This window comes from Pseudomonas sp. FW305-7 (genome assembly GCF_058786735.1).
The window spans coordinates 38,276-58,469 of record NZ_JBYSZA010000029.1; the positions used below are offsets into that span (position 1 = coordinate 38,276).

Annotated in this window: 20 protein-coding genes, 1 tRNA gene and 1 pseudogene; 15 read left to right on the forward strand and 7 right to left on the reverse strand. The window is 59.2% G+C overall.

Features of this window, described 5'->3' with window-relative positions; all coding sequences use genetic code 11:
• Positions 1 to 13 precede the first annotated feature (13 nt).
• From AC3WMT_RS25775 to AC3WMT_RS25795, 5 genes are all read left to right on the forward strand, one after another.
• Complete coding sequence (locus AC3WMT_RS25775) at positions 14 to 934, forward strand: ABC transporter permease (RefSeq protein WP_103306063.1); 921 nt, start codon at positions 14 to 16, stop codon at positions 932 to 934.
• Positions 934 to 1,740, forward strand: a complete 807-nt coding sequence (locus tag AC3WMT_RS25780; protein ID WP_103306062.1) for an ABC transporter permease — start codon at positions 934 to 936, stop codon at positions 1,738 to 1,740. Before AC3WMT_RS25775 ends, AC3WMT_RS25780 begins: the two co-directional genes overlap by 1 nt.
• 27 nt (positions 1,741 to 1,767) lie before the next feature.
• A complete protein-coding gene (locus AC3WMT_RS25785) occupies positions 1,768 to 2,814 on the forward strand; it encodes an ABC transporter substrate-binding protein (protein WP_103306061.1) in 1,047 nt (348 codons plus the stop codon).
• Between the two features lie 60 nt (positions 2,815 to 2,874).
• A complete protein-coding gene (locus AC3WMT_RS25790; RefSeq protein WP_103306060.1) occupies positions 2,875 to 4,329 on the forward strand; it encodes an amidase in 1,455 nt (484 codons plus the stop codon).
• Between the two features lie 85 nt (positions 4,330 to 4,414).
• Positions 4,415 to 4,491, forward strand: a tRNA-Met gene (locus AC3WMT_RS25795).
• 163 nt (positions 4,492 to 4,654) lie between these two features.
• Here AC3WMT_RS25795 and AC3WMT_RS25800 read toward each other — a convergent pair.
• Positions 4,655 to 5,077, reverse strand: a complete 423-nt coding sequence (locus tag AC3WMT_RS25800; RefSeq protein ID WP_256583588.1) for a helix-turn-helix domain-containing protein — start codon at positions 5,075 to 5,077, stop codon at positions 4,655 to 4,657.
• A 296-nt stretch (positions 5,078 to 5,373) separates the two neighbouring features.
• On the opposite strand from AC3WMT_RS25800, the gene AC3WMT_RS25805 reads away from it, so the two are divergent.
• The 6 genes from AC3WMT_RS25805 to AC3WMT_RS25830 all read left to right on the forward strand — a co-directional run bounded on the left by AC3WMT_RS25805 (position 5,374) and on the right by AC3WMT_RS25830 (position 8,179).
• Entirely contained in the window at positions 5,374 to 6,621 is a 1,248-nt protein-coding gene (locus AC3WMT_RS25805; protein WP_103306059.1) for a pyocin-S2/colicin E7-DNase domain-containing protein, read from the forward strand.
• A 4-nt stretch (positions 6,622 to 6,625) separates the two neighbouring features.
• On the forward strand, positions 6,626 to 6,880 hold the full coding sequence (locus tag AC3WMT_RS25810) for a bacteriocin immunity protein (protein WP_103306058.1): 255 nt from the start codon (positions 6,626 to 6,628) through the stop codon (positions 6,878 to 6,880).
• A 123-nt stretch (positions 6,881 to 7,003) separates the two neighbouring features.
• Entirely contained in the window at positions 7,004 to 7,165 is a 162-nt protein-coding gene (locus AC3WMT_RS25815) for a bacteriocin immunity protein (protein WP_371919330.1), read from the forward strand.
• Positions 7,152 to 7,511 (forward strand): bacteriocin immunity protein, encoded by a 360-nt coding sequence (locus tag AC3WMT_RS25820; protein ID WP_371919329.1) that lies wholly within the window; start codon positions 7,152 to 7,154, stop codon positions 7,509 to 7,511. Before AC3WMT_RS25815 ends, AC3WMT_RS25820 begins: the two co-directional genes overlap by 14 nt.
• A gap of 149 nt (positions 7,512 to 7,660) precedes the next feature.
• A complete protein-coding gene (locus tag AC3WMT_RS25825; protein ID WP_315446532.1) occupies positions 7,661 to 7,795 on the forward strand; it encodes a bacteriocin immunity protein in 135 nt (44 codons plus the stop codon).
• A gap of 126 nt (positions 7,796 to 7,921) precedes the next feature.
• Positions 7,922 to 8,179, forward strand: a complete 258-nt coding sequence (locus AC3WMT_RS25830; protein ID WP_103306057.1) for a bacteriocin immunity protein — start codon at positions 7,922 to 7,924, stop codon at positions 8,177 to 8,179.
• A 78-nt stretch (positions 8,180 to 8,257) separates the two neighbouring features.
• Here the strand turns inward: AC3WMT_RS25830 and AC3WMT_RS25835 are convergent, their stop codons facing one another.
• Positions 8,258 to 9,370, reverse strand: coding sequence for a DUF2817 domain-containing protein (locus AC3WMT_RS25835; RefSeq protein ID WP_103306056.1), 1,113 nt, complete (start codon positions 9,368 to 9,370; stop codon positions 8,258 to 8,260).
• Positions 9,371 to 9,637: 267 nt separating this feature from the next.
• Between AC3WMT_RS25835 and ggt the strand changes: the two genes are divergently transcribed.
• Together ggt and AC3WMT_RS25845 are read left to right on the forward strand one after the other, a co-directional pair.
• Positions 9,638 to 11,470: a gamma-glutamyltransferase gene (gene ggt, locus AC3WMT_RS25840; protein ID WP_103306055.1), complete on the forward strand. Its 1,833-nt coding sequence runs from the start codon at positions 9,638 to 9,640 to the stop codon at positions 11,468 to 11,470.
• Positions 11,471 to 11,527: 57 nt separating this feature from the next.
• Complete coding sequence (locus tag AC3WMT_RS25845) at positions 11,528 to 12,340, forward strand: MerR family transcriptional regulator (protein WP_103306054.1); 813 nt, start codon at positions 11,528 to 11,530, stop codon at positions 12,338 to 12,340.
• 28 nt (positions 12,341 to 12,368) lie between these two features.
• Here the strand turns inward: AC3WMT_RS25845 and AC3WMT_RS25850 are convergent, their stop codons facing one another.
• The 5 genes and pseudogenes from AC3WMT_RS25850 to AC3WMT_RS25870 all read right to left on the reverse strand — a co-directional run bounded on the left by AC3WMT_RS25850 (position 12,369) and on the right by AC3WMT_RS25870 (position 16,574).
• The gene (locus AC3WMT_RS25850) at positions 12,369 to 13,001 is read right to left on the reverse strand and encodes a LysE family translocator (protein ID WP_103306053.1); all 633 of its coding nucleotides are present in this window, start codon (positions 12,999 to 13,001) and stop codon (positions 12,369 to 12,371) included.
• Positions 13,002 to 13,074: 73 nt separating this feature from the next.
• A complete protein-coding gene (locus AC3WMT_RS25855) occupies positions 13,075 to 13,674 on the reverse strand; it encodes a flavin reductase family protein (protein WP_103306052.1) in 600 nt (199 codons plus the stop codon).
• A gap of 153 nt (positions 13,675 to 13,827) precedes the next feature.
• The gene (locus AC3WMT_RS25860; RefSeq protein ID WP_395602956.1) at positions 13,828 to 14,436 is read right to left on the reverse strand and encodes a methyl-accepting chemotaxis protein; all 609 of its coding nucleotides are present in this window, start codon (positions 14,434 to 14,436) and stop codon (positions 13,828 to 13,830) included.
• Positions 14,416 to 15,144, reverse strand: a pseudogene (locus tag AC3WMT_RS25865) (PAS domain-containing protein); the annotation flags it as partial. The pseudogene AC3WMT_RS25865 and the gene AC3WMT_RS25860, both read right to left, overlap by 21 nt.
• A gap of 116 nt (positions 15,145 to 15,260) precedes the next feature.
• The gene (locus tag AC3WMT_RS25870) at positions 15,261 to 16,574 is read right to left on the reverse strand and encodes an MFS transporter (RefSeq protein ID WP_103306098.1); all 1,314 of its coding nucleotides are present in this window, start codon (positions 16,572 to 16,574) and stop codon (positions 15,261 to 15,263) included.
• Between the two features lie 310 nt (positions 16,575 to 16,884).
• Here AC3WMT_RS25870 and AC3WMT_RS25875 point away from each other — a divergent pair, with 310 nt between their 5' ends.
• A complete protein-coding gene (locus AC3WMT_RS25875; RefSeq protein WP_007912940.1) occupies positions 16,885 to 18,303 on the forward strand; it encodes a short-chain fatty acid transporter in 1,419 nt (472 codons plus the stop codon).
• Positions 18,304 to 18,491: 188 nt separating this feature from the next.
• A complete protein-coding gene (locus tag AC3WMT_RS25880) occupies positions 18,492 to 20,189 on the forward strand; it encodes a molecular chaperone HscC (RefSeq protein WP_103306049.1) in 1,698 nt (565 codons plus the stop codon).
• Positions 20,190 to 20,194: the final 5 nt, after the last annotated feature.

The following is a 20,194-nucleotide window of genomic DNA, read 5'->3' on the forward strand; positions in this document are numbered from 1 at the left end:
CGGAGGAATTGCCATGCACGCCTTACCGATTGCCAACACGCTGGAACGCCGCAAAGCCTTCCAGAGTTTCCTCGGCGTCAGCCCGGCGCTGATCGCCATCGGCCTGTTTCTGCTGGTGCCGATTCTGATCGTCATCGGCTATTCGCTGATGGAGGCCAACCCCTACGGCGGGGTCAACAAAGTCTTCAGCAGTGACGCTTACACCTCGCTGCTGTTCGAGCGGCAACTGGACGACGGCCTCGCGTTTGCCGATTCGTATCTGATCATCGCCCTGCGCTCGATCGGCATTGCCGGACTGACCACGATCATCACGCTGCTGATCGGTTTTCCGGTGGCGGTGTGGCTGGCCATGCAGCCGGCGCATCGGCGTGGCTTGTTGATCTTTCTGATCACCGTGCCGTTCTGGGCCAACCTGTTGATCCGTACGTATGCGTGGATTTTGCTGCTGCGTAACACCGGAGTGATCAACAACAGCCTGATGGGCCTGGGCGTTATTCACGAACCGTTGCAGTTGCTCTACACCGACGGCGCGGTACTGCTGGGGCTGGTTTACACCTACGCGCCGTTCGTGGTGCTGCCGATTTACGCGACGCTGGAAAAGATGGATATCCGCCTGCTCGAAGCGGCGCAGGATCTCTACGCCGGACGTGTGCGCACGTTACGCAAAGTGGTTTTGCCAATCGCCAAACCGGGGATTCTGGCCGGTGCCATCCTCACCTTTGTGCCGTGCCTGGGCGCGATGATCGCCCCGGAACTGCTCGGTGGCGGCACCCGAATGATGCTCGGCAACCTGATCTTCCGGCAGTTCAGCGATGCGCGTAACTGGCCGTTTGGTGCGGCGTTGTCGCTGGTGCTGATGGCCGCCGTGATGCTGGTGCTGACCGTGTATGCCCTGCGCGCCGAGCGCCAGCGCATCGCCAAAGGAGGTGCGTAATGCTCACGCTATTCAAACGCAAAGGGCTGGGTGTGCAGGACTTCCCCGGCTTCGGCGGCTTCAGTTTTTTGTTCTATCTGTACCTGTACGCACCGATCGTGGTGTTGGTGGTGTTCTCGTTCAACGCCAACCAGTCGGCGACGGTGTGGACCGGTTTCAGCCTCGACTGGTACCGCGCCGCGTTCGCCAATCAGGCCTTGCGCCAGGCCGCTGGCAACAGCCTGTTGATCGCGGTGTGCGCGAGCATGATCGCCACGGCGATTGCCACCCTCGCCGCCCTCGGCACCTCGCGCGGGGCCAAGTTCAAGGGCCTGCAATTGTCGATGGGCGCGATCATGTTGCCGCTGGTGCTGCCGGAAATTGTCGTCGGTGTGGCGACGCTCGCATTGTTCTCAACCATCGGTCTGTCCCTGGGTTACGGCAACCTGATCATCGCGCATACGGTGTTCTGCATTCCCTTCGCCTACCTGCCGATTCGTGCGCGGCTGAACGACATGGACCTGTCGCTGGAGCAAGCCTCGGCCGACCTCTACGCCGGCCCGTGGCGAACCTTTCGCAAAGTGACTTTGCCGCTGCTGATGCCGGGGATTTTCTCCGGGCTGATGCTGGCCTTCATCGTCTCGCTGGATAACTTCGTGATCTCGATGATGGTCTCGCAGGCCGGCACCACGACCCTGCCGATTTTCATTTTCGGCCTGCTGCGCATGGGTGTGACACCCGACGTCAACGCCGTGTCGACGCTGATCCTCGGCGTCTCGGTGCTGTTCGTCAGCCTCTCTTACCTGTTGGGCAAAAAGAACGCCTGAACCTTCTACTACCTGTGGGGAAATAGCATGAGCAAGTGGATAAAAAGCGTCGGCACTTCGTTGTTCCTGACATTGCCGCTGAGCATGGCCGCGAGTGTTCAGGCCGCCGAGAAACTCAACGTGGTGAGCTGGAGCGGCTACTTTTCGCCGGAGATTCTCGCCAAGTTCCAGAAGCAGACCGGCATCGAAGTCACCGTCGATTCCTACGACTCCAACGAGACTTTGTTGGCGAAATTGAAACAGGGCGGCGCCGGTTATGACGTGGCGATTCCGTCGCACCAGTTCATCCCGATCCTGATCAAGGAAAACCTGCTGGAGCGCTTCGACCCGGTCAAAGAGCCCTACTACGCCAGCGTTGTGGATAACCTGAAAAAACCGAGCTGGGACCCGGAAGGTGCGTATTCGGTGCCGTTCATCTGGGGCACCACCAGCGTCGTGCTGGACTCCGCTCGCTACAATGGCCCGGCCGACAGCTACAAGGTTTTGTATGAGCCGCCAGCCGAGTTGCAGGGGCGCATCAACATGTTCGATTCGGTCAGCGACATGGTCGACATGGCCAGCCTCTATCTGAACATTCCGCTGTGCAGCGAAGACCCAAAACAGATGCAGCAAGTGCTGACGCTGCTCAAGGCGCAGAAGCCGTTCGTGAAAACCTACAGCTCCAAGGCCGGTTCGATTCGCGAGAACCTCGCTTCGGGTGAAATCGACATGTCGATGTTCTGGGGCGGTTCGTCAATGCGCGCCCGCGAGATGAAACCGACGCTGAAATACCTCTACCCGAAAGAAGGCGTGCTGGCCTGGGTCGACAACATGGTCATCCCCGCCGGCAGCAAGAATCCGGCGAATGCCAAGGCGTTCATCGCCTTCCTCAGCCAACCGGAAAACTCGGCAATGACGCAGAACTTCCTCAAGCACCAGAGCCCGATCAAAGGCGTCGAACCGTTCCTCGATGCAGCGCTCAAGGATGCGCCGGAACTGCACATCCCCGAGGGCACCAACGTGGTGTTCAGCAAGACTTGCGGCGAAGGCGCGATCCGTCTCGCTGATCGTCTCTGGACCAACCTGATGCGTTGATCTCTATCGCCCCGTCACACTGGCGGGGCGTTTTTCCAGCCGTCTGAAAGGCCGCTTGCAATGAACGCTAATAACATCAGCGAACTGGTCCTGTTGCAGGCCCATGAACTCGCCGAACGCATCCGCCTGCGCCAGGTTTCCTGCCGGGAGGTGATGCAGACTTACTTTGCCCATATCGAACGTTTCAATCCGCTGGTGAATGCGCTGATCAGCCTGCAGTCATCGGAACATCTGCTGGCTCAGGCCGATGAACGCGATGCCGAACTGGCGCGTGGCGAATACCGTGGCTGGATGCATGGCTTGCCTCATGCGATCAAGGATCTGTCGCTGACCCAAGGCATTCGCACCACGCTGGGTTCGCCGCTGTACAAGGATTTTGTGCCCGAGCGCGACGGCATCATGGTCGAGCGAATCAAGACTGCCGGCGCAATCATTATCGGCAAGACCAACACCCCGGAATTCGGCCTCGGTTCGCAAAGCTACAACCCGTTGTTTGGTGCCACTGGCTGCGCTTTTGACCCGGGCAAAACCGCTGGTGGCAGTAGCGGTGGCGCGGCGGCCGCACTGGCGATGCATCTGGTGCCGGTGGCGGATGGCAGCGACATGATGGGTTCGCTGCGCAATCCGGCGGCGTTCAACAACATCTTTGGTTTTCGTCCGTCGCAGGGACGCGTGCCGTTTGATGACAGTGCTGATCTGTTTTTCGATCAGTTGGGTTACGAAGGGCCGATGGCGCGCAGCGTGAGGGATGCGGCGTTGCTGCTGTCGGTGCAGGCTGGTGGCGATGCGCGGGCGCCACTGTCCATTGCTGAATCCGGTGAGGCGTTTGCGGCGCCGTTGGAGCGGGATTTCAAAGGCACGCGGATGGGTTGGCTGGGGGATTTCAGCGGTTATCTGCCGATGGAGAGCGGCGTGCTGTCGCTGTGTCAGAAGACCTTTGCCGATTTTGAAAGCCTCGGCTGCCACGTTGAGTCGGTTGAGCCGGGCTTCGCGCCTGAGCGGCTGTGGAGCAGTTGGCGCACGTTGCGGCACTGGATGGTCGCCGGGTCTTTGGGCGCAACCTATGCCGATCCGCAGAAACGCGCGTTGTTGAAACCGGAAGCGATCTGGGAAGTGGAAAACGGTCTGAAGCTTTCGGCCAGCGAAGTGTTCGCCGCCTCGGTGGTGCGCAGTGATTGGTATCGGGCGATTTCCCGACTGTTCGAACGCTACGATTACCTGTTGCTGCCCAGCGCCCAGGTCTTCCCGTTCGATAAAACCCAGCCGTGGCCGACGTCGATTGAAGGCGTGGCGATGGACACGTATCACCGCTGGATGGAGGTGGTCATCCCCGGCACGTTATCCGGTTGCCCGGTGGCGAGCGTTCAGGCCGGCTTCAATGCACAGGGGTTGCCGATGGGGTTGCAGATCATCGGCCGGCATCAGGCGGACTTCGCGGTTCTGCAACTGGCGCACGCTTATGAACAGGCCAGCCGCTGGTTCCAGCGCTGTCCTTCGCCCCTGCTGAGCCAGTAATTTTGATAAACGGTTGAAAGCGTAGAAAAAATTTTAAATTTACGCTTGACGCTTTTCCATTTCAGGGGAATAATGCGCGCCACTTGGCTACATAGCTCAGTTGGTTAGAGCATAGCATTCATAATGCTGGGGTCCGGGGTTCAAGTCCCTGTGTAGCCACCAAGTACTAAAAACGGCTTACCGAAAGGTAGGCCGTTTTTTTATGCCTCGAGAAAAGCCTCTTCAATCTGTTTGTCCAAGGTATTGGTGCACCTTGGTTCCGCGTTCTTTGGATTACTTCAAACTTCTTTTTCTTCGTCGCTCGTTTTGGTCGCTGCCTGTGCGATCAGGGCGTCGAGATCTGCGCAATAACCTTCTGTTGAACCTTCGAAAGCTCATTGATCGACTGCAACCGTCGATACCACGTCGAGGTCAAACTGCGTCTGGGCTTCTCCGTGTACGAGGGCACCCCGAGCAGGTCTTCAACAGGCACGCGAAGCGCAAATGCCATCTTCACCAGCGTCGTGACCGGCATGCTGCGCGTGCCCTCCTCGTAGCCCTGAAAGGTCTGCCGGGAAAGACCTAAAGCCCGTGCAAACCGAGTCTGTGTGATCTCGTGCACGGTGCGTAAGTGAGCAATGCGACTGCCCATCGCCACCAGAAAATCGCGATCCTCATTGGAAATGCTCATGACAATGGCCGACTGCAAATAGAGTTGAATGGCAACGAACTCATCCTTTTCATCTGAAATCCATCCTGGAAAAAACAACAGAAACCATCCTCAGGCAGCGGTGCGTAAGTTGTCGACCTGAAAATTCTGTAGGAGAAATGCAGACTGCCCCGCCATCCAAACCGAAAGACTACAAGCCCGAAATACCGCTGGTTCATCCGGATCAATCGCCCATCAACAGGTTGAGAGAGCGCCGTAGGAAACGGCTTCGATCAAGGTACGAATCGGATTTTTCGTAAATCCAGGCGCCTGAAACTCACCCCATCGGTTTGCCCGAAATCCCGACTGACCGACAAGCTTCCCTGGCTCGATTCAAAGCCATACAGGGAGTTGTCATGGCTCGATTCAAATCTCTCTTCGATGAAGACTGGCCTTGGAAACGTCCGAGAAGGAACGGCTCATGGGCCGCTTGGAATCCGCCTCCCCCGCCGGAGCCGGTGTACATCGAAAAGGATGAATGGCCAACGCCCAGGCCCCGCGAAGATCAGGTGTTCGCCAAGTCCTGCACGCCGGGAAACTGGTGCCGAACGGACGCCGGCACGGTGCCCGAGTCCGCTGCCAACTTCGGCAAGATCATGGTCGCGGGTGCCATGCTCTTTCCCTCCGCCAGCACCGCTGTCGCGACCGCGATAGGTGCCGATCTGGCCTTGGGCCGCTTGGCCGGCGGCGGGATTCTGCAACAACGCCTCAACTGGGCCATTCGCGGCGCGGGCGGGCCGGCCAGTGTGTTCGTCCTCGGGATGCTGCCGACCCGAATGGGCGACGGCACGCTGCACACCGATGACCAACTACGCAGCATGACCCGCGCCAGCACTCGCGTGCGCTTCCAGTTCCGGCGTGATGCCGAAGGCGCCATGCAGATTTACGGCATCCACTCCGGCGCCTCGGGCGATGACTCGGTGCGTACCGTCAAAGTCGATTGGAACAGCGACAAGACCGCCATGGAGGCCAAGCTCAACGGCATCACGATTCTGTGGACGCCGCAACGCGGGCCACTGGGATCAATGCCGCCGCTGGTCTATCCCGAACACGGCGAGCAACTGAACACGATCCTTGTTCACCCGATACCTGAGAACACTGATAGCCAGATAGAAGGCCTGCCCGGCGAGGACATTACTGCCGAGGATTGTATTCTCGTGTTCCCGGCAGAGACCGGGTTGAAGTCGCTGTATGTGGTGTTTTCGAAACCGGCCAGATTGACGCCGGGTTCGGTGACGGGGGTTGGGGAGGATGTGTCGGGGATATGGCTTGCTGGGGCGGGAACGGGGATCGGTGCGCCGATTCCGACACGGATTGCGGATAGGCTCAGGGGGCGGGAGTTTTCAAGCTTTGATGCCTTCAGAAAGGCGTTTTGGACTGAGGTTGTGAATGATCCAGATTTGCGCAGCCAATTCATCCCGGACAATATTGAACGGATGCAGAATGGCAATGCGCCAAAGGCCCGCTACAGGGATTCCAATGGTTCAAAAGGCTCCTTTGAAATTCATCATGTCGATCCAATTTCAAAGGGCGGCGAGGTTTATCACGTAGACAATTTGCGGATCAACACGCCAAAAAACCACGCAGATATTCATCGGAAATAACTCAATGAAAAGCCGTCTTTCTGACTATACCGAAGCAGAGTTTCTAAGCTTTCTGCAAGAGATTCGAGCCGCCAACAAAAACGCTTCCGATGAAGTTCTCGACCCGCTGTTAACCCGCTTTTGCACCATCACTGAACATCCAGATGGAACGGACTTGATCTACTACCCAGAAGATGGGGCAGATAATTCCAACGAAGGAATCATTGAAACCGTGAAAAGGTGGCGCGCCGCGAATGGACTGCCTGGCTTCAAGCAGTGAATTTCCTGCCCACAGAAAAAATCGTGGCAAAAATATCCAGCTACACAGAAGCCGAGTTTATCTGTTTCATCGAAAAGATACGGGACCGCCAATAAGAGTGGCTCAGACGCAGAGTTTGGTGAGTTGCTGGCACAGTTCAGGAAGGTTACTGCCCACCCGGATGGAACCGATTTAATTTTTTATCCCGAGCCAACAGCAGACAGCTCTGCCGAGGGCATCACCAAGACTGTAAAGGAATGGCGAGCCGCGCAGGGTTTACCAGGGTTCAGCGGTGGAAACACCTGAATATAGTCAAGCTGACAGTGGATTATGCACACAGGCCGGGGGCTCACCCTATCCAGAGTCGGATCAAGGACAAGGTGACAATCTGAACGATCCATTTATCAAAAGCAGCTTCTCGGATTACACGGAACAAGAGTTCATTGAGCTGCTTGAGCGCATCATGGGAAACGGTGAAACCGAAAAGGAAGAAAGCAGACTCGTATTTCACTTCAATTCTATTTGCGGACATCCCGAAAGATCCGATTTGATTTTCTATCCGGCCGAAGATGCCGATGACTCTGCGAAAGGCATCACCGAAACCGTGAAAGAATGGCGTGCTGCGAATGGACTTCCGGGTTTCAAGCAATAGTTATCGAACGCAAAATATGCTCCCTCCTTTTACCAAAAGCAGTATTTTCCGAGGCAGAGTTCGTCGCGCGGCTGGAAGAACTCGCCAAGGAAGATGAAGAAACTGAAAACGATGATCGTGCTGACATGCTGCTGTTGCACTTCTAGAAAATCAGCGAGCACCCAGCAGGTTCGGACCTGATCTACTATCGGAATCTGGAGCGGATAACTCCCCCCGAGGGTGTAACGCGAATTGTGAAAGACTGGCGAGCGGCGCAGGGGTCGCCAGGGTTCAAGGGTGCTTAACAACTCGCCGGATTATAGAGACGCGTCGCCCGATCAACAGCCCGGACCTGAGCAGGTTTCCTCGACTTCGAAAAATTACGGGTTAGCACGCCAAGAACTTACTTATTTTTTAGCGGGAGTAACAACTTGGCCAAGAAAATTTCTGACTGTAGGGAAGAGCAATTTATTTATCTGCTGCAGAAAATATTCATCTCAAACACAGACGGTACGTCAGAGACAGTGCTGGCGGATATGTTAGATAACTTCAGTGAACTGGCCGAACATCCCGCAGGCACTGACTTGATCTATTGGCCAGAGGATGAGGCGCAATGCTCCCCTGAAGGCATCACGGCGACAGTGAAAGAATGGCGCGTCGCGAATGGATTGCTTGGGTTTAAGCAATAATTGCTAATTTACACCTCGAGATAATCACCGAATTTGAGGCGAGGAGATAAAGCTCCTCACCTCAAGGCTATGCCTGATCTACTCAGGTTTCTCTGTCGACAGGGCTAACAACCCCTTCACCCAGATCTGCCGAGTCCGCAGCCCCACCATCGCCCGCCAATCCGGATCCGCCGGATAAAACTGCTCCAGCAGATTCAACTTGATCCCCCTCCCCGTCGCGTCCAGCGGATCGCCATGCAGATGCAACCAGTGGTCATCGCGTAAATGCCGATGCACCTCCGGCCCCGGAAACGTCCCGCACTCGATCACAAACGGCATCAGTTGCACGCCCGGCAACGCATTGAGCAGCGCCTGCGAGGTGTACCCGGTAGCCGTCGCTGCCACACCGGTTTCGCTCAAGGTGTCGGCGCCGGTGTGCAGCGTGTAAAGCCATGGGCCATAAATCGCCTGAGCCTGTGCGAGTGCCGGATAAGGCGCTTGGGTGATGGTCAGCAACATCGGATGCCCGTACTCCCCTGCCCCGGTGTGCAGGTCGAAGCACATTACGGTTTCAGCGCCAGCCACATGCGCATCGATGATTTGATGCAGCGTGCGATTCGACCAGCTCGGCGCGCGACCACCATAGAACAATCCATCGGGATGGCTGTGCTGACCGCCCTCGACAATCGACATCACCGCCGGCCAGCCGCACTCGTTGATCTGCGCATCGAGCAAGGCATCGGCGCGTTGTCGCTCGGGGCCGTTCAAGTCGCTGCACGCGTAGATTTCATGCAGTGCGGCGTAAGCGCGGTTTTCTGGGAGAGGCCCGGTGAAGTCGAGGTGATTGCGGTTGAGGTCGATGTTGTCTTCGTTCACCCGCCGCAGCCACGCCGTACCCCATGGGTTGATCAGGTGCACCATCACCACCGCGACATCCTTGGGCAGCGAACCGGGCTTGAAGGTTTTCAGCCATTCGATCTGACAGTCCGAGCCGTAATAGCCCTCGACTCCGTGCGTACCGCTGAGCGCAACCAGCCGACGCTTGGCCTGCGGATCGCCGAGCACGGCGACGTCGGTGCTCAGCGGTTCACCGAATGGCCCGCAGCGCGGATGCGCGTAGGAGGTGAGCGTGGCACCGGCGGCATTGGCGGCGGCCAGAAACTGTTGGCGTTGGTCGCGGTAGCTGGATTCGGTGGGGAACTCGCTGTGCATTCTTGGCCTCTTGTGATTTTTATGCCTTTGAACTGTAGGAGTGAGCCTGCTCGCGATCGCGCAATTACATTCAGCATCAATGCTGACTGGTCCAGCGCTATCGCGAGCAGGCTCACTCCTACAAGGGGATGTTCGTAGTCAATCAATTGCCACCGACCCTACAGAAAACTCGCCAAGGCATGAAGGAGAAACATATCAGCGGTTTGCGTCCTACACAGTCGGTCGATAAAGTCCCTCAGACTTTTATCCCACGGACGGAGAGCCCGCGTGTTTTCAGCCTTGCCCTTGAGCCGCTTTCGCCTGCCAGCCCTGACGCTGATCATCAGCGCCCTGACCCTCACCGCGTGCAACGCCCCGCCCTCCTCGACCTTGCCACTGGCTCCGGAAGCGGCCTCCGGTTACCGCACCGATCTGCAAACCCGCCACGCCAGCAAACACATGGCCGCTGCTGCCAACCCGCTCGCCGCTGAAGCCGGTCGGGAGATGCTGCGTCAGGGCGGTTCGGCGATTGATGCGGCGATTGCGATGCAAGCGGTGCTGACGCTGGTCGAGCCGCAATCTTCCGGGATCGGTGGCGGCGCGATGATCGTGCTGTGGGACGGCAAACAGGTGCGCACTTATGACGGTCGCGAAACCGCTCCGGCCGGCGCCACCGAGAAGCTGTTCCTGCAAGCTGACGGCCAACCGATGTCGTTCCCGCAGGCACAGATCGGCGGTCGTTCGGTCGGTACGCCGGGCGTGTTGCGTGCGCTGGAGATGGCGCATAAACAACATGGGCGACTGCCATGGGCGAAGCTGTTTGAGCCGGCAATCAAACTGTCCGAGCAAGGCTTTGCCATCTCCCCGCGTTTGCATTCGCTGCTGGAATCAGACCCGGTGATCCGCAAGTCGCCAGAGATGGCGAAATACTTCCTCAACGCCGATGGCAGCGTCAAAGCCGTCGGCACGCGTCTGCAAAACCCGGCGCTGGCTGCGGTGCTCAAACGCATCGCCAACGAAGGCCCGGACGCGTTGTACAAAGGCCCGATTGCCGAGGAAATCGTCGCCAAGGTTCAGGGCCACGCCAACCCCGGCAGCCTTTCGCTGAATGATCTTCAAGGTTACAAAGCCAAAGAACGCGCACCGCTGTGCACCGATTACAAACGCTGGCAGGTCTGCGGCATGCCGCCGCCGTCGTCGGGCGGGATCGCCGTGGCGCAGATCCTCGGCACCTTGCAAGCACTGGAAACCCGTGATCCACGTCTTTCACTGACACCGCTCAAACCGTTGAAAACCGACAAACCGGCCGGCATCGAACCCGATCCGCAAGCCGTGCATCTGATCGCCGAAGCCGAACGTCTGGCCTACGCCGACCGCGCGCAATACGTCGCCGATACCGACTTCGTGCCCGTGCCGGTCAAAGGCCTGGTCGATCCAGGCTACCTCGCCAGCCGCGCCAGCCTGATCGGCGAACGCAGCATGGGCAGCGCCAAACCGGGCACACCGCCGGGCGTGCAAGTGGCCTACGCCCCGGACCGCTCGCCGCTGCGCATCTCCACCTCGCAAGTCGTCGCGGTGGATGACCTCGGCGGCGCTGTGTCGATGACCACCACCATCGAAGCCGCGTTCGGCTCGCACCTGATGGTTCAGGGCTTTCTGCTGAACAACCAGATGACCGACTTCTCGTTCATCCCCGAAGAGAACGGGCAGAAAGTCGCCAACCGCGTGGAACCGGGCAAACGCCCACGCTCGTCGATGGCGCCGACGCTGATCTTCGATCGCCACAGCGGCGAGTTCGTCGCAACGGTCGGTTCTCCCGGCGGTTCGCAAATCATCGAATACGTGGCGAAAACCACCGTCGGCCTGCTCGACTGGAACCTCGACCCGCAAAGCGCCATCAGCCTGCCCAACTTCGGCAGCCGCAACGGCCCGACCGAACTGGAACAGGGCCAGTTCAGCCCGGTACTGATTCAGGCGTTGAAGGAAAAAGGGCATGCGCTGAATGAAATCGACATGACCAGCGGCACCCAGGCGATCGTGCGGGTCAAGGATGCGCAGGGGAATGCGTCACTGGCCGGTGGCGCGGATCCACGGCGTGAAGGGGAAGCGTTGGGGGATTGAGCTTGCCCTTGGGGCAAGCTTTACCGTTGAGCCCAAGCAGCCAAAAGGAGAGGTTTCATGCTTACCATCGGACAAATGGCCCGCTGCCACGGGCTCACCACCAAGACTTTGCGCCACTACGACAGCATCGGTGTGTTCAGCCCGGCGGCCACCGGGCGCGACAACGGCTATCGCTATTACCGGCCGGAACAGATCGTTACGCTCGGGCGGATCATCTGGCTTAAACAATTGGGTCTGCCGCTGGAAGAGATTCGTGCACTGGCCGCCAACGGCGGGCTGGACAGTGTGATCAATCTGCGTGAAGCGCTCGAACAGCATGCGCAACAATTGAAGGCCGATATCCAGCGCAGTGAAAACGTCTTGGGACAATTGACCCGTTATCTTGCACAACCGGATCGTCCGTTGCCGGCCATGCAAATACCCGAACGGGTCGACTACCCGGCCCTGCGCATCATGGGCATGACCTGGCAGCAGGACGACGCAGGCACTATCGCCGAGATGTGGCAGCGCTTTGTGCCGCGAGAAGAGGAAATTGACCGACTGCACGAACCGCTCGGCACGTTCGGCGTGTGCCAGCCACTGGAGGACGGCCAATGGCGCTACATCGCCGGCCTGCCGGTGGGGCTCGATGCGCCACTGGTTTCGGGTATGGTCGAATTGCAGATACCTGCTCGTCGGTACGCTCGCGTCGAACACCACGGCACCGTCACGACGCTGCCGGAAACCTTCCGCGCCGCCTACAGCGAATGGCTGCCTGCCGCCGGCATGACACCCGCCGAAGGGATCGAGTTCGAGTATTGCGGCGAGCGCTTTTTCGGCCCGATGGACCCGCGCAGCGTGGTCGAGTTGTACATCCCGTTGAAAGATTGAGGCAGTTGCCGAGGCCGCAGAAGCGGCCTCAGCGATTGGCCACCAAATGCGCACCAAACAACAGATAGCAACCGCCCGCCAGACGATCCAGCCATTGACGTGACCGCTCGTAAACACCGGCTACCCGTCGGCTGGCGAAAAACAGTGCCACGCTGCAATACCAACTGAACGACAGCGTCGCCATGGTCATCACCGCTAGTGCCAGCAGCAACGGCGGCACATGGGCCGGCATGGCGGTAGCAAAAATTGTCGCGACGAACAGTGCCGATTTCGGGTTGGTCATGTTGCCGAGAAAGCCGCGGCTATAAACACCCAGATACGTTTGTTTCGCAACATCCGCCGCACCGGGGACAAGCGCAGCCTTGCGCCGGAACTGCTTGAGACCTAGATAGATCAGGTAGCAACCGCCGGCAATCTTGAAGCCCAGATACAACGTCGGTGCAGCGCTGAACAGCGTCTTGATGCCCAAACCGCCGGCCAGCCCCCACAGTACCGTGCCGGTCGCCACACCCAGTGCCGCCACCACACCATGTCGACGAGACTGACTGGCCGCGAGCTGAGCAATATTGAAGAAGTTGGGACCGGGCGTGACTACGGCAACCGTCCACAACAACGCCAGCGACAGTAACGGAGCGAGATAACCGGTAACGGAAAGGTCCATGGGACACGTGCCTGATTGGTTCGACAAGGTCCCTACCTTGCTACATCCGTTGAAGGTTTTCCATCAACGAAATTCAAACATCGAGGGTCTTGCCGTCCACCGAATCGCCAATCTTCAGAAAATGCCCGCCCGCGACATGGTGCAAGGTGCGCAAACCATCATGCCCTTCGAAATGCCAGCGCCCTTCGCTGAACACACGCTCATCGGCATGGGCGGCAATGACTTCGGCGAGGAACAGGTCGTATTGCTCATGATTGCGCGGCTCCGGCAGCAAGCGGCATTCGAGCCAGGCGACGCAGCCGTTGAGCAGCGGCGCCTCGACGAGTTCACCGTTAAAGGTTTTCAACCCGTACGCCTGAAACTTGTCCTGACCCTGACTTTGGCTGATTTCCAGGCCCGACGTATTGCCGACGGTCTGCACGATGTCGGCCTGATCGACGCACGGCACATTGAGCACGAAGGTGCCGGAGGCTTCGAGCAACTGCCGGGTCCAGGTGGATTTGTCGAGTACGACGGCAACTTTCGGTGGTTCGAAATCCAGCGGCATCGCCCACGCGGCAGCCATTATGTTGCGCTGGCCATCGTGGGCGGCGCTGACCAGAACGGTCGGCCCGTGATTGAGCAGGCGATAGGCTTTGTTCAGGGGAACCGGGCGGCGGTGAGAGTCGCTCATGGGGATCTGCTCCGGGGAAAAGGAACAGATTGTAGCGCCACCGGTGACCTGTAGGAGTGAGCCTGCTCGCGATCACGGTCTTACATTCAACATTTGTGCTGACTGATACACCGCTATCGCGAGCAGGCTCACTCCTACAAGGTTTAGTGCAGGTCAGTGGGACAGTTGATTGGCGAACTGGCCGACGGCATTCACGACTTTCTGCGCGCCATCCTGAATCTCGACGATCACCGTACCGGCCTCCGCCGCCAGCGCCAGCCCTTGCTCGGCCTGCAGCTTGCCGTCGGTCATCAGCGCCACGGCGTTACGCGCCATTTCCTGGTTCTGCCGCACGACACCTACAATCTCTTCGGTCGCCTGGCTGGTGCGTGACGCCAGTTGCCGCACTTCGTCGGCCACCACCGCAAACCCGCGGCCCTGCTCGCCTGCACGGGCGGCTTCAATCGCGGCGTTGAGCGCCAGCAGGTTGGTCTGTTCGGCAATTCCGCTGATGGTTTTGACGATGGTGCCGATCACCAGCGATTGCTCGTTCAGCGCTTCGATGCCTTCACCGGCGGCCTGCATGTGCCGCGACAAGTCGCGCATCACGTTGACCGCTTCGGTCACCACGGTAGTGCCACGCTGCGCCGTGCTGTCAGTTTGTTGCGAGGTGCTGTAGGCAATGCTGGCCGCATCGGCAACGGCTTGTTCGCGGTTGACCTGATCGGTGATTACCGTGGCGAACTTCACCACTTTGTACAGTTTGTTGTTGGCATCGACCACCGGGTTGTAGGACGCCTCCAGCCACACCGTACGACCATGGCTGTCGACTCGCTTGAAGCGCTCGGCCACGAATTCGCCGTTGTTCAAGCGGCGCCAGAAGTTCTGGTACTCGGCGCTGTTGTACTCCTCGGGTGTGCAGAACATACGGTGATGTTTGCCCTTGATCTGCGCCAGGCTATAACCCATGCCACTAAGGAAGCGCTCGTTGGCGCTCAGCACGTTACCGTTGAGGTCGAACTCGATCAACGCGGTGGAACGCACCAGTGCGCCGATCAGGTTTTCGTGCTCGCGGGACGCTTCGATGGTGCGGGTCAGGTCACTGGAGAAGATCGAGATGTGCTTGATGCGTCCATCGGAAGAGCGCACAGGCTGGGCGATCGAACGCAGCCAGGCCTCTTCGCCATTACCACGCAACAGGCGCACGGCCCCGGCGAAATGCTCGCCTCGGCCCATGGCGCTCTTGAAGCGGCGGTAGAACTCGTCGGATTTGACGTGAACCGGCACGATGTCTTCAAGCGCACGGCCAATCAGGTCATGGCTCTTGTAGAGCATCTCGGTGAGGAAGTTCTGGTTGACCGACTGAATCCGACCGTCCGGCTCAAGGGTCAGCACCAGCATCTCGCTTTCCAGGCTTTCCTTCACTTGCAGAAGGCTGGAGAGTTCTTCACGAAGAGCGGCCAGCTCTTGCTTCAAGCGTTTGTTGAACATGGGAAAGCACCGATGGCAGGTAGAAAGCGGGTATGCAGCCTAACCATCGGCCTTGAAAACCATTTCTGAAGAGCACTTGAGACTCATCAGTCAAAAATAGTTCGGGCCCATTGCGCTCAGGCAGTCCCGGCCACCTGACACTGCCCCGTACGCGGCATTTTCGAACCGAAATAAGCCGCACTGAGAATGCCCACCACGCCCATCACCGCGCAGAACATTACGCAGATCCATGGACTCCACGGCATCAGACCGATCAACAAAAGCGGGGTGATACTCGCCCACGCGGCGTAGGCAATGTTGTAGGTGAAGGAGATGCCCGATACGCGAATGCGCGCCGGGAACAAACCGACCATCACCGACGGCACCGCACCGACAACACCACACGCCAGACCGGCCACGGCGTAGGCCAGACCGACCCAATCACCACCCATGATCAAGCAGCCGTAAAGCACGGCGATGCCCAGCGGCAGCAGCAAGCTATAGAGCATGACCGTGCGCCAGGCACCGATGCGATCGACCAAGAGACCGGCGATCACGCAACCGATATTGAGGAAAACGATGCCCAAGGCGCTCAGGGCAAAGGTGTGGCTGGCGGTCATGCCGAAGGTTTTCTGCATCATGGTCGGGGTGATGACCACAAACACCACCACCGCCGAAGTCAGTACGCAGGTCAGCAACATTGCCGGCAACATCGCCAGCCGATGCTCGCGCAGCACCGTGCGCAGCGGCAGTTCGACCCGGGCTTCACGCTGCGCTTCCATGGCCATGAACACCGGGGTTTCACTGAGCCAGCGGCGCAGATAGACGCCGATCACGCCGAACACGCCACCCAGCAGGAACGGATAGCGCCAGGCGTAATCGAGGATTTCCGCCGGGGTGAAGACTTGCGCGAGGAACGTCGCGGTCAGCGCGCCGATCAGGTAACCGAAGGTCAGTCCGGCCTGCAAAAAGCCCAAGGCATAACCGCGATGCCCGGTCGGCGCGTGTTCAGCGACAAACACCCAGGCGCTCGGCACTTCACCACCGACCGCCGCACCTTGCAGGATGCGCAGCGCCAGCAATAGCAGCGGCGCGAAATAGCCGATCTGGGCATACGTCGGCATGATCCCGATCAGCAGGCACGGCAGCGCCATCATCAGGATGCTCAGGCTGAAGACTTTCTTGCGCCCGAGGCGATCAGCGAAATGCGCCATCAGAATTCCACCCAGCGGTCGCGCCAGATAACCGGTGACGAAAATTCCGAAGCTTTGCAGCAGGCGCAGCCATTCGGGCATTTCCGGCGGGAAGAACAACTGGCTGAGGGTCAGGGCGAAGAACACGAAAATGATGAAATCGTAAATCTCCAGCGCCCCGCCAAGGGCCGCAAGGCCGAGGGTCTTGTAGTCGGAGCGGCTGAACGGCGCAGGTTTGGCCGTGGTTTGGGCAGTCATGGCAAAGAACTCTGGCAGGCAAAAAACCAAGGCGCCCATGGTCTACGCAAATGGCCGGATGGACAACCCGTTAGACCATAGTCCCGGTTTTGCAAAAGCTGCTCACAAAGCATTGGCAGTTGAATTACTGTTGAGACTTGGCGAATCCCACAGTCAAAACCCTGTAGGAGTGAGCCTGCTCGCGATAGCGTTTTTACATTCAACAGGTGTATCGACTGACTCGACGCCATCGCGAGCAGGCTCACTCCTACGGGGGGATGTGTGATTCGTCCGCAAGACCACAATAACCATAAAAATCCGAGGTACTCCCGTGGCCGTTGATATCGAAGATAGCCGCTCTGCGCGCTTTGCCTTGCGCTGTTCAAGCTTTGCCGAACGCTGGTTTCCCGATTCCTGGGTATTCGCCGCGTTGGCCGTCATTATCGTTGCGCTGGCAACACTGGCCATGGGCGCCAAACCCACCGACGCCGCCATGGCTTTCGGTGACGGGTTCTGGAGCCTGATCCCGTTCACCATGCAGATGGCTTTCGTGGTGATCGGCGGTTATGTGGTCGCCAGCTCGCCACCCGCGGTCAAACTGATTGATCGTCTGGCACGCATCCCGAAAAACGGCCGCTCCGCCGTGGCCTGGGTCGCGCTGATTTCGATGGTCGCGTCGTTGCTCAACTGGGGCCTGTCGCTGGTGTTCGGCGGTCTGCTGGTACGCGCCCTCGCCCGCCGCACCGATCTGAAAATGGATTATCGCGCCGCCGGAGCCGCTGCCTATTTGGGCCTTGGTGCGGTGTGGGCGCTGGGCCTGTCATCGTCGGCCGCGCAGTTGCAGGCCAATCCCGCCAGCCTGCCGCCGTCGATCCTGTCGATCACCGGGGTGATTCCGTTCACCGAAACGATTTTCCTCTGGCAGTCCGGCGTGATGTTGCTGGCGCTGATCGTGATCTCGATCATCATCGCCTACGCCACCGCCCCCGGGCCGAACTCCGCGCGTGATGCCAAGGCCTGCGGCATCGACCCGGCCTTCAACCTGCCGCCGCTGCAACCGCGCACGCGGCCGGGAGAGTGGCTGGAACACAGTCCGCTGCTGATCATCGTGCTGGTACTGCTGGCGGCGGGATGGCTGTTCCACGAGTTCTCGACTAAACCGGCGATCACCGCGATTTCCGGACTTAACACCTACAACTTCCTGTTCATTATGCTCGGCGCGCTATTGCACTGGCGCCCGCGCAGCTTTCTCGATGCGGTGGCCCGCGCGGTGCCCACCACGACCGGCGTACTGATCCAGTTCCCGCTGTACGGCTCGATCGCCGCGCTGATGACCACGGTCAAAGGCACGGACGCGCAAACCCTGGCGCACCACATCTCAACGTTCTTCGTCAGCATCGCCTCCCACGACACTTATGCACTGTTGATGGGCGTGTACTCGGCGATTCTCGGTTTCTTCATTCCATCCGGTGGCGGCAAGTGGATTATCGAGGCGCCGTACGTGATGCAGGTCGCCAATGATCTGCAGTACCACCTCGGCTGGGCAGTGCAGATCTACAACGCGGCCGAAGCGCTGCCGAACCTGATTAACCCGTTCTACATGCTGCCGCTGCTCGGCGTACTCGGGCTGAAAGCGCGAGACCTGATCGGATTCTCCTTTGTGCAATTGCTGGTGCACACGCCGCTGGTGCTGCTGTTGCTGTGGGCGTTGGGGACGACGCTGGCGTATACGCCGCCAGTGATGCCTTAACCCAAGCGGGGCGCAGTCATGATGGCCGCGCCCCACACTTTTCTCCTGAAACAGCCCTGTGTCGGGCTGCCTGTCGCAAATAATGGCTCAGAGCCATCATCCTGCTTTACCGCATCGCTCCCTCGGTAATATTCTGCGCGCCCATAAATGTTTCCATTTTTTACCAAGCGCAAAGGGAGTTCGTTGCAATGATCGTAGGGATTGACCTGGGAACCACCAACAGCCTGGTCGCCGTCTGGCGTGGCGATGCCACCGAGTTGGTGCCCAATGCCCTGGGTCAGTTCCTGACACCGAGCGTTGTCGGCCTGGATGATCAGGGCCGGATTCTGGTGGGTCAGGCGGCGCGCGAACGTCTGCACACGCATCCGCGCCTGACCGCGTCGCTGTTCAAGCGCCACATGGGCAGCGCCACGCAAACGTATCTGGCCGACAAGGCGTTTCGCCCGGAAGAGCTGTCCGCGCTGGTGCTCAAGAGTCTGAAAGAAGACGTTGAACGCGCCTATGGCGAAACCGTCACCGAAGCCGTGATCAGCGTCCCGGCCTACTTCAGCGACGCTCAACGCAAAGCCACGCGCATCGCCGGCGAACTGGCCGGGCTGAAGGTCGAGAAGCTGATCAACGAACCAACCGCCGCTGCCCTCGCCTATGGACTGCACCAGCGCGACAAGGAAACTTCGTTCCTGGTCTTCGACCTTGGTGGCGGCACGTTCGACGTGTCGATTCTGGAGCTGTTCGAAGGGGTCATGGAAGTGCGCGCCAGCGCCGGTGACAACTTCCTCGGTGGCGAAGACTTCGACACGGTGCTGCTGGAGCACTTCATCAGCCAGCACCGTTCGGCCGCCGACTTCCCTGAGCGCAGCAGCGTCATCCAGCCGCTGCGTCGCGAGGCCGAACGCGTGCGCAAGGCGCTGGGCCAGGACGACAGCGCCGAATTCCGCTTGCAGCTCGGTGAGCGGCAGTGGACGCAAACCATCACCCAGCAACAGTTGGCAACGCTGTACATGCCGCTGCTCGAACGCCTGCGTGCGCCGATTGAGCGGGCGCTGCGCGATGCGCGCATCCGCGTCAGCGATCTGGACGAAATTTTGTTAGTCGGCGGCACCACGCGCATGCCGCTGGTGCGTAAACTCGCTGCCGGGCTGTTCGGCCGCTTCCCGTCGATCACCCTCGACCCGGATCAGGTCGTGGCACAGGGCGCGGCGATTCAAGCGGCACTCAAGGCTCGCGCTGCAGCGCTGGAAGAAGTGGTGCTGACCGATGTCTGCTCCTACACCCTGGGCATAGAGACCTCCACACAGGTCGGCCGTAACTATGAGAGCGGCCATTACCTGCCGATCATCGAGCGCAACAGCATTGTCCCGGTCAGCCGGGTGAAAACCGTGTACACCCTGCACGACAATCAGGAACAGGTGGTCGTGCGCATCTTTCAGGGCGAAAGCCGCCTGGTCAAAGACAACGTGGCACTCGGCGAACTGGACATCAAGGTGCCGAAACGCAAGGCCGGCGAAGTCGCTCTCGATGTGCGTTTCACCTACGACAACAACGGTCTGCTCGAAGCCCAGGTAAAGATTCCCCTGACCGGGCAACAGCATTCGCTGGTCATCGAGAACAACCCGGGCGTGCTCTCGCCCGAGGAGATCCAGCAACGCCTGCAGAACCTGGCACAGCTGAAAATTCATCCGCGCGAGCAGCAGGTCAACACGCTGTTGAGTGCGCGTCTGGAGCGCCTCTATCAGGAAAGCCTGGGCGATATGCGTGATCTGATGGGCGATTGGGCCAAGCAATTCCAGATCGCGCTCGACTCTCAGGATGAACGCCAGATCCGTGAAGTGCGCACCGACTTGAGCCGACGCCTGAGCGAACTTGATCGCACTCCGTGGCAATAAGGAGC

What these genes read in the sequence shown, in the direction of transcription:
- AC3WMT_RS25870 (WP_103306098.1), bottom strand. Translation starts at nt 16,574, where the DNA reads ATGACTGCCCAAACCACGGCCAAACCTGCGCCGTTCAGCCGCTCCGAC.
- AC3WMT_RS25835 (WP_103306056.1), bottom strand. Translation starts at nt 9,370, where the DNA reads ATGCACAGCGAGTTCCCCACCGAATCCAGCTACCGCGACCAACGCCAA.
- AC3WMT_RS25775 (WP_103306063.1), top strand. Translation starts at nt 14, where the DNA reads ATGCACGCCTTACCGATTGCCAACACGCTGGAACGCCGCAAAGCCTTC.
- AC3WMT_RS25805 (WP_103306059.1), top strand. Translation starts at nt 5,374, where the DNA reads ATGGCTCGATTCAAATCTCTCTTCGATGAAGACTGGCCTTGGAAACGT.
- AC3WMT_RS25845 (WP_103306054.1), top strand. Translation starts at nt 11,528, where the DNA reads ATGCTTACCATCGGACAAATGGCCCGCTGCCACGGGCTCACCACCAAG.
- AC3WMT_RS25790 (WP_103306060.1), top strand. Translation starts at nt 2,875, where the DNA reads ATGAACGCTAATAACATCAGCGAACTGGTCCTGTTGCAGGCCCATGAA.
- AC3WMT_RS25810 (WP_103306058.1), top strand. Translation starts at nt 6,626, where the DNA reads ATGAAAAGCCGTCTTTCTGACTATACCGAAGCAGAGTTTCTAAGCTTT.
- AC3WMT_RS25780 (WP_103306062.1), top strand. Translation starts at nt 934, where the DNA reads ATGCTCACGCTATTCAAACGCAAAGGGCTGGGTGTGCAGGACTTCCCC.
- AC3WMT_RS25785 (WP_103306061.1), top strand. Translation starts at nt 1,768, where the DNA reads ATGAGCAAGTGGATAAAAAGCGTCGGCACTTCGTTGTTCCTGACATTG.
- AC3WMT_RS25855 (WP_103306052.1), bottom strand. Translation starts at nt 13,674, where the DNA reads ATGAGCGACTCTCACCGCCGCCCGGTTCCCCTGAACAAAGCCTATCGC.
- AC3WMT_RS25880 (WP_103306049.1), top strand. Translation starts at nt 18,492, where the DNA reads ATGATCGTAGGGATTGACCTGGGAACCACCAACAGCCTGGTCGCCGTC.
- AC3WMT_RS25850 (WP_103306053.1), bottom strand. Translation starts at nt 13,001, where the DNA reads ATGGACCTTTCCGTTACCGGTTATCTCGCTCCGTTACTGTCGCTGGCG.